We start from the raw sequence: 7,533 nt of genomic DNA, 5'->3' as shown, positions 1-7,533 counted from the left end.
AGTCTTCGAGCCCGGCTGCAGTGCCGACTCGGTGCCGTCGGCGGCCAGCAGGCAGCCGTCGTTGTGGTCCACCTCGAAGGCCTTCCCATCGCCGACGGCGTTGACCACCAACAAGTCACACCCCTTGCGCCGCAACTTGGCCCGGCCGTGAAACAGCACGTCGCCGTCGTCGTCACCGGTCTCCGCAGCAAAACCGACGACGGCCCGCATGTCCGGCAGTTGACCGGCGGAGCGGGCCTGCACGGTGGCCGCCAGCACGTCGTCGTTGCGGACCAGGTCGATGGACTGGGGCTCCTCGGAGCCCTTCTTGATCTTGGCGGTCGCGACGTGCGTGGGCCGGAAATCCGCGACGGCCGCGGCCATCACCAGCACGTGAACGTCGGGCGCGTGCTTGGAGACCGCGTCGCGCAATTGCTGAGCGGTGCTGATATGCACCACCTCGACACCGGCCGGGTCGATGAGTCCGGTGGTGTGACCGGCGATCAGGGTGACCTCGGCGCCGCGCTGGGCGGCGACCCGCGCCAACGCATAGCCTTGCTTGCCGGAACTGCGATTGCCGATGAAGCGGACCGGGTCGATCGGCTCCCGGGTACCACCGGCGGTCAGCAGCACTGTGACCCCGGCCAGGTCGTAGGGCAGTGCCTCGGGCCGTTCCAGCAGCAACTGGGCGAACGTGACGATCTCCTCGGCTTCGGGCAACCGGCCCGCGCCGCTGTCCTCGCCCGTCAGACGCCCAGACGCCGGTTCGAGGACGACTGCGCCGCGGCGGCGCAGCGTGGCGACGTTGTCGACGGTGGCGGGGTGTTGCCACATCTCGGTGTGCATGGCCGGGGCGAACAGCACCGGACACCGCGCGGTCAGCAGCGTCGCGGTCAGCAGGTCGTCGGCACGGCCGTGCGCGGCACGCGCGAGCAGGTCGGCGGTGGCGGGCGCGACGACGACAAGGTCGGCGGCCTGGCCGATGGCGACGTGCGGCACCTGCGGGACGTTGTCGAACACCCCGGTCTGCACGGGCTCGCCGGACAACGCCTCGAAGGTGGCGGCCCCGACGAAGCGCAGCGCCGATTCGGTGGGGATGACGCGGACTTCGTGGCCGGCCTCGGTGAGCTGACGCACGACCGTTGCCGCCTTGTAGGCGGCGATACCCCCGGCGACGCCGACGACGATCCGCTTGCGGTCCGTCCGCTGCTGACCCGAGAGGCTCATCCCCAGCCTGTCGCTATTCGCCTTCGGTGTGCTCGAGCAGGTCGCCGTGGATCTCGCGCATCGCGATCGACAGCGGCTTCTCCTGCAGGCCCGGCTCGACGAGCGGCCCGACGTACTCGAGGATGCCCTCACCCAGCTGGTTGTAGTAGTCGTTGATCTGCCGGGCGCGCTTCGCGGCGTAGATGACCAGGGCGTACTTGCTGGACACCCGCGCCAACAGCTCGTCGATGGGCGGGTTGGTGATACCCAGCGGCGTGTCGTAGGCGCCGATGCCACCCGCGGACGGGTCGAACTGGTCGGGGACGGCAGCTAACGAGGTGTCGGTCTGCGTACTACTCACGTAAATATTCTCCTGGCTGCCTGTGGCGAAAGTGCGGCTAGATGGCGAATCGGATCCGGTGGAAAGATCACTCCGTCTCGGGTGCGGGTCCGACCAGCAATGATACCAATTCTGAGCACGCTGTTTCCAATTGACGATTCACCACGACCCGATCGAAGTCATCCTGAGCCGCCAATTCGACACGGGCGGTGGCGAGCCGGCGCTCGACCACCTCGGGGGTCTCGGTGCCCCGACCGACCAGTCGGGTCTGCAACGCCGCCCAGCTCGGCGGGGCCAAAAAGACGGTGATCGCCTCGGGCATCGCCTGCTTGACCGCGCGGGCTCCGGCCAGATCCACTTCGATCAGGACCGGTCGGCCGGCGTTGACGGCGTCGCGGACCGGCCCGGCGAGGGTGCCCGACCGGTGCAAGCCACCGTGAATGTCCGCCCACTCCAGCAGCGCACCCTCATCGATCAGCTGCCGAAAGCGCGCCGGCGACACGAAGTGGTAGTCGACTCCGTCGACCTCGCCGGGGCGGGGTGCCCGGGTGGTGGCGGAGACGCTGAAATGCAGATCGGGAATCCGCTCCCGCAGGCAGCGGACGACCGTTGACTTGCCCACTGCGGACGGACCGGACAGCACAATCACGCGTGCTATGCCGTCCGGTCCCCCGTCGGTGTTCAACGACACTCCAGGAAGCAACCGGGGCTATCGCCTGGCTCTCCCCCAGGCCCTTGGGCCTGCATCGTCGCCGGACTCAGGCGGTGAAGTCGAACTTTTCCAGCAGGGCCTTGCGCTGACGGTCGCCGAGGCCGCGCAGGCGGCGCGTCGGGGCGATCTCCAGCTCGGTCATGATCTCCTGCGCCTTGACCTTGCCCACCTTCGGCAACGCCTCCAGCAACGCGGAAACTTTCATCTTGCCCAAGACCTCGTCGGTCTCGGCGTCCTTGAGCACCTGCTTGAGATTGGTGCCGCCACGCTTCAGCCGGTCTTTGAGCTCGGCTCGCGCGCGGCGTGCGGCGGCAGCCTTCTCCAACGCTGCCGCGCGCTGCTCGTCGGTCAACTGGGGAAGGGCCACGATTCCTCCGTATCGATCAGCAACAGATTTCGATCCTTGTTTGTCTCGGCCAGGTAGTCCAGCCAGCGGTGACGACCGTACCCACGCCTTCCGACGAAATCTAACCCGCCCCCCCTGGTTGAAGCTACGAATACGCAGCTTAGGGCCGCGATGAAGCGTCGCCCGGGTGCTCGGGACGGAGCCGTCAACAGCGGACCGGCCGCGGGCGGGGGCTCAATTTTGCGACGGCAAAATCACCTCTAGCTGGACTTTTGCCACCGGGCAGGGCCCGTCGGCCGACGGAGAGTCGATGGGCTCAAGGCGTCGACGCTGGTCGAAAAGGGGCGAATCTGGCCCGACTGGGATTCTTGCGGCGTGTCGCGCGTGTCGCCGCGAGCAGGCCCGCCGGTCGAAAAGTGAACGACGCCGTGTCGTAGATCGGCTCCTGACACTCAGCGAGCCAGGTAAGCGACCGCGTCGCGCATCCGCTCCCCGGCGGCGCGCACCGCTGTCACGTCCGGTCCGGCCCGCAGGACGTCGCGCGACACCGCGGGCAGCAGCTGCCCCGAAACGGCCCCACCTAGGCCACTGAGGGCCTCGGGCCGCCCGCCCTGGAACCCGACCCCGGGTACCAGCACCGGTCCACCCAGCTCGCTGACATCAGGCACCGCGGGCAATGTGGCGCCGACGACGACGCCCACCGTGCCGGGGCCCAGGGCCCGGTTGGCGGCGGCGGCCTGGTCGACGATCCGCTGCGCCACCGGCCGGCCGCCGGCGTCGGCGCGCTGCACGCTCGCGCCCTCAGGGTTGGACGTCGCCGCCAACACGAACACCCCGCTGCCGTGTTCCGCGGCGCTGTCCAGCAGCGGCTGCAGCGAGCCGAAACCCAGGTAGGGCGACGCCGTCACCGCGTCGGAGGCCAGCGGCGAGACGCCGGTCCAGGCGGCCGCGTAGGCCGCCATCGTCGATCCGATGTCACCGCGCTTGGCGTCGGCGAGCACCAGCACGCCGGCGCTGCGCAGGGCAGCGATGGTGCGTTCCAAGACGGCATAACCCGCCGCGCCGTATGCCTCGAAAAACGCAACCTGAGGTTTGACGACGGCGAAGTCGGCGTAGGCCGCCACGCAGATGTCGCAGAATGCCGCCAGGCCCTCGGGGCTCACCGGCAGATCCCACGCCCGCAACAGCTCGGGATGCGGGTCGATGCCCAGACAGAGCGGCCCGCGACGGGATACCGCGTCGGCCAGCCGGGCGCCGAACCCGAGCACGGCTATTTGCCGCCGTGGTTCAGCGCGCTGTGCAACTCCTGCAGCGAGCGCACACCGATGTCGCCGCGGATGCCGGCTTCGATGCCCTGCACCGCGGCCGACACGCCTTGCACCGTCGTGACGCACGGGATGTTGGCGCCGACAGCGGCAGCGCGGATTTCATAACCGTCGATGCGCGGACCGGAGTTTCCGTAAGGGGTGTTGAACACCATGTCGACCTCACCCGCACGGATGACGTCGACCGCCGACATCGCGGGCCGCCCCGGCTGCGCCTCTTCGAAATGCTTGCGCACTTCTTCGCATGGAATGCCGTTGCGGCGCAGCATCTCCGCAGTGCCTTCGGTGGCCAGCACCCGGAACCCCAGATCGGCCAACCGCTTCACCGGAAACACCAGCGAACGCTTGTCCCGGTTGGCCACCGACACGAAGATCGTCCCGGATACCGGCAACGATCCGTAAGCCGCGGTCTGGCTTTTGGCGAACGCGCTGCCGAAGTCGCGGTCGATGCCCATCACCTCGCCGGTTGATTTCATCTCCGGGCCCAGCAGCGAATCGACACCAGAGCCGTCGGCGCGGCGGAACCGGTGAAATGGCAGCACCGCCTCCTTCACGGCGATCGGTGCATCCGGCGTCGCGTTGCCGCCGTCACCGGCGGGCGCCAGCAGGCCTTCGTCACGCAGTTGGGCGATCTTGGCGCCCAGCATGATTCGTGCGCACGCCTTGGCAAGCGGTATCGCGGTGGCCTTGGAGACGAACGGCACGGTGCGGCTGGCGCGGGGGTTGGCCTCCAGCACATAGAGCACGTCGTCCTTCAGCGCGTACTGCACGTTGAGCAGGCCGACCACGCCGATACCGTGGGCGATCGCCGCGGTCGCAGTGCGCACCTTGTCGATGTCGCTGCGGCCCAACGTCACTGGGGGCAGCGCGCATGCCGAGTCGCCGGAGTGAATGCCGGCCTCTTCGATGTGTTCCATGATGCCGCCGATGTAGACCTCGTCGCCGTCGCACAGCGCGTCGACGTCGATTTCGATGGCGTCTTCGAGAAAGCGGTCCACCAGGACCGGGTGTTCGGGCGAGAGTTCGGTGGCCCGGGCGATGTAGCCCTGCAGGGTGTCGTCGTCATAGACGATCTCCATGCCCCGGCCACCGAGGACGTAGGACGGCCGAACCAACACCGGATAGCCGATGTCGGCGGCGATCCGCCGGGCCTGCGCGAACGTAGTGGCCATGCCGTAGCGCGGTGCGGGCAGTCCCGCCGCGGCCAGCAGTTCGCCGAAGGCGCCGCGGTCCTCGGCCAGGTCGATGGCCGCGGGCGGGGTGCCGACGATCGGGACGCCTTCGTCGGCAAGCCGCTGCGCCAGCCCGAGCGGGGTCTGGCCGCCGAGTTGCACGATCACTCCCACGACGCCCGGACCGCCGGCACCGGAGAGCTGCTCGGCGTGGAACACCTCCAGGACGTCCTCGAACGTCAGCGGCTCGAAGTAAAGCCGGTCGGCGGTGTCGTAGTCGGTGGAAACCGTCTCGGGGTTGCAGTTGACCATCACCGTCTCGAAACCGGCTTGGGACAACGTGGTTGCGGCGTGCACACAGCTGTAGTCGAATTCGATGCCCTGACCGATCCGGTTCGGCCCCGAGCCCAGGATCAGCACCTTGGGTTTCTCGGTTTGCGGCGCCACTTCGCTTTCGGCGGAGGGGTCCAGCTCGTAGCTGCTGTAGTGATACGGCGTCTTGGCCTCGAACTCCGCGGCGCAGGTGTCCACGGTCTTGTACACCGGATGGATGCCGAGCCGTCGCCGCAGCGAGCGCACGCCGCCCTCGCCGGCCAGTTCCGGTCGCAGCGCGGCGATCTGGCGGTCCGACAAGCCGTTGTGCTTGCACCGGCGCAGCAGGTCGCCATCGAGGACGGCGGCCTCGCTCACTTCGTCGCGCAGCGTCAACAGCTCGGCGATCTGCGCGACGAACCACGGGTCGATCCCGGACGCCTCGGCCACCTGATCGACCGAGGCACCCAGCCGCAGTGCCAACTCGACGTCGTAGAGCCGGCCGTCGGTGGGGGTCCGCAGCCGCTCGAGCGCGTCCTCGGCGGTCCCTTCGGTGTCCGGCTTGGTCCAGAAGCCGGACCGGGTGGTCTCCAGCGACCGCATTACTTTGCCGAGCGCCTCGATGAAGTTGCGCCCCAACGACATCGCCTCGCCGACCGACTTCATCGTGGTGGTCAACGTCGCGTCGGCGCCGGGAAACTTCTCGAACGCAAACCGCGGGGCCTTGACGACCACATAATCCAGCGTGGGCTCGAAGCACGCGGGTGTCTCTTTGGTGATGTCGTTGAGGATCTCGTCCAGGGTGTAGCCGACCGCCAGCTTGGCGGCGATCTTGGCGATCGGGAAGCCAGTAGCCTTGGAGGCCAACGCACTTGACCGCGACACCCGCGGGTTCATCTCGATGACGATCAGCCGCCCGTCGTGCGGGTCGACGGCGAACTGGATGTTGCAGCCGCCGGTGTCGACACCGACTTCGCGCAGGATGTCGATGCCCAGGTCGCGCATCCGCTGATACTCGCGGTCGGTCAGCGTCATCGCCGGTGCCACCGTCACCGAGTCGCCGGTGTGCACACCCATCGGGTCGACGTTCTCGATCGAGCACACCACCACGACGTTGTCGTGGGCGTCGCGCATCAGCTCGAGCTCGAATTCCTTCCAGCCGTAGATCGATTCCTCGATCAAGACGTTGGCACTGGGCGAGGCGGCCAGCCCGGCGCCGGCCATCCGGTCAACCTCGTCGGCGGTATGGGCCAGGCCCGAGCCCAGCCCACCCATGGTGAACGACGGGCGGACCACCACCGGCAGTCCGAGTTCGCCGACCGTTTCCCGAACCTCGTCCATCGTGAAACAGACTCGGCTGCGGGCTGATTCGCCACCGACTTTGGCGACGATGTCCTTGAACATCTGCCGGTCCTCGCCGCGCTGGATGGCGTTGAAATCGGCGCCGATCAGTTCGACGCCATACTTCTCGAGGACCCCGTTCTCGTACAGCGCGACTGCGGTGTTGAGCGCGGTCTGGCCGCCCAGGGTGGCCAGCAGCGCGTCGATCTTGTGACCCCGCTCCGCCTGTTGCGCGATAACCTTCTCCACGAAGGCGGCCGTTATGGGCTCGACGTAGGTGTGGTCGGCGTACTCCGGGTCGGTCATGATCGTCGCCGGGTTGGAGTTGACCAGGCTCACCTCGAGGCCCTCGGCCCGCAGCACCCGGCAGGCTTGGGTGCCGGAATAGTCGAATTCGCACGCCTGCCCAATCACGATCGGCCCCGAGCCGATGACCAGGACATGCTTGAGATCAGTTCGCCGTGGCATATTTTGCCTCTCCAATCGGGGCGCGAGCGTGCACAGTTGCACGCCACTGACGGCGTGTCGCCGGACAGACACGCACACTCGTCATCGTTGGCCGCCCATCACGTCGGCGAATTGGTCGAACAGGTACTCCGCATCGTGTGGTCCGGCCGCGGCCTCCGGGTGGTATTGCACCGAAAATGCTCGTCCATCAACCAGTTTCACGCCTTCGACGACTCCGTCGTTGGCGCAGGTGTGGCTGACCACCGCCGGGCCGAACGGCGTGTCGAAGGACTGTCCTGCCTCGCCTTCGAGGGCGAAGCCGTGATTCTGGGCGGTGACGGCGACCCGCCCGG

7 protein-coding genes are annotated in these 7,533 nt (G+C 67.9%); all 7 read right to left on the bottom strand.

All coding sequences use genetic code 11. The annotated features are described in order from the left end of the window. Positions 1-1,206 (bottom strand): bifunctional phosphopantothenoylcysteine decarboxylase/phosphopantothenate--cysteine ligase CoaBC (gene coaBC / locus AC2VOU_RS13150; protein ID WP_486957777.1); only part of this gene is annotated, 1,206 nt, incomplete at its 3' end. A gap of 13 nt (positions 1,207-1,219) precedes the next feature. Continuing rightward, positions 1,220-1,546 (bottom strand): DNA-directed RNA polymerase subunit omega, encoded by a 327-nt coding sequence (rpoZ, locus tag AC2VOU_RS13145; protein WP_486957776.1) that lies wholly within the window; start codon positions 1,544-1,546, stop codon positions 1,220-1,222. Between the two features lie 67 nt (positions 1,547-1,613). After that, positions 1,614-2,210 (bottom strand): guanylate kinase, encoded by a 597-nt coding sequence (gene gmk / locus AC2VOU_RS13140; protein WP_486957775.1) that lies wholly within the window; start codon positions 2,208-2,210, stop codon positions 1,614-1,616. A 73-nt stretch (positions 2,211-2,283) separates the two neighbouring features. Then, positions 2,284-2,604 (bottom strand): integration host factor, actinobacterial type, encoded by a 321-nt coding sequence (gene mihF / locus AC2VOU_RS13135; protein ID WP_005146193.1) that lies wholly within the window; start codon positions 2,602-2,604, stop codon positions 2,284-2,286. Positions 2,605-3,035: 431 nt separating this feature from the next. Next, entirely contained in the window at positions 3,036-3,851 is an 816-nt protein-coding gene (pyrF, locus tag AC2VOU_RS13130) for an orotidine-5'-phosphate decarboxylase (RefSeq protein WP_486957774.1), read from the bottom strand. 2 nt (positions 3,852-3,853) lie between these two features. Beyond that, entirely contained in the window at positions 3,854-7,201 is a 3,348-nt protein-coding gene (gene carB / locus AC2VOU_RS13125; protein ID WP_486957773.1) for a carbamoyl-phosphate synthase large subunit, read from the bottom strand. A gap of 81 nt (positions 7,202-7,282) precedes the next feature. Beyond that, on the bottom strand, positions 7,283-7,533 hold a 251-nt coding region (locus tag AC2VOU_RS13120; RefSeq protein ID WP_486957772.1), incomplete at its 5' end, for a glutamine amidotransferase-related protein.

The sequence above is a fragment of the Mycobacterium sp. TH-M25 genome (genome assembly GCF_057473665.1).
This window is presented reverse-complemented; position numbering and strand designations above follow the sequence as displayed.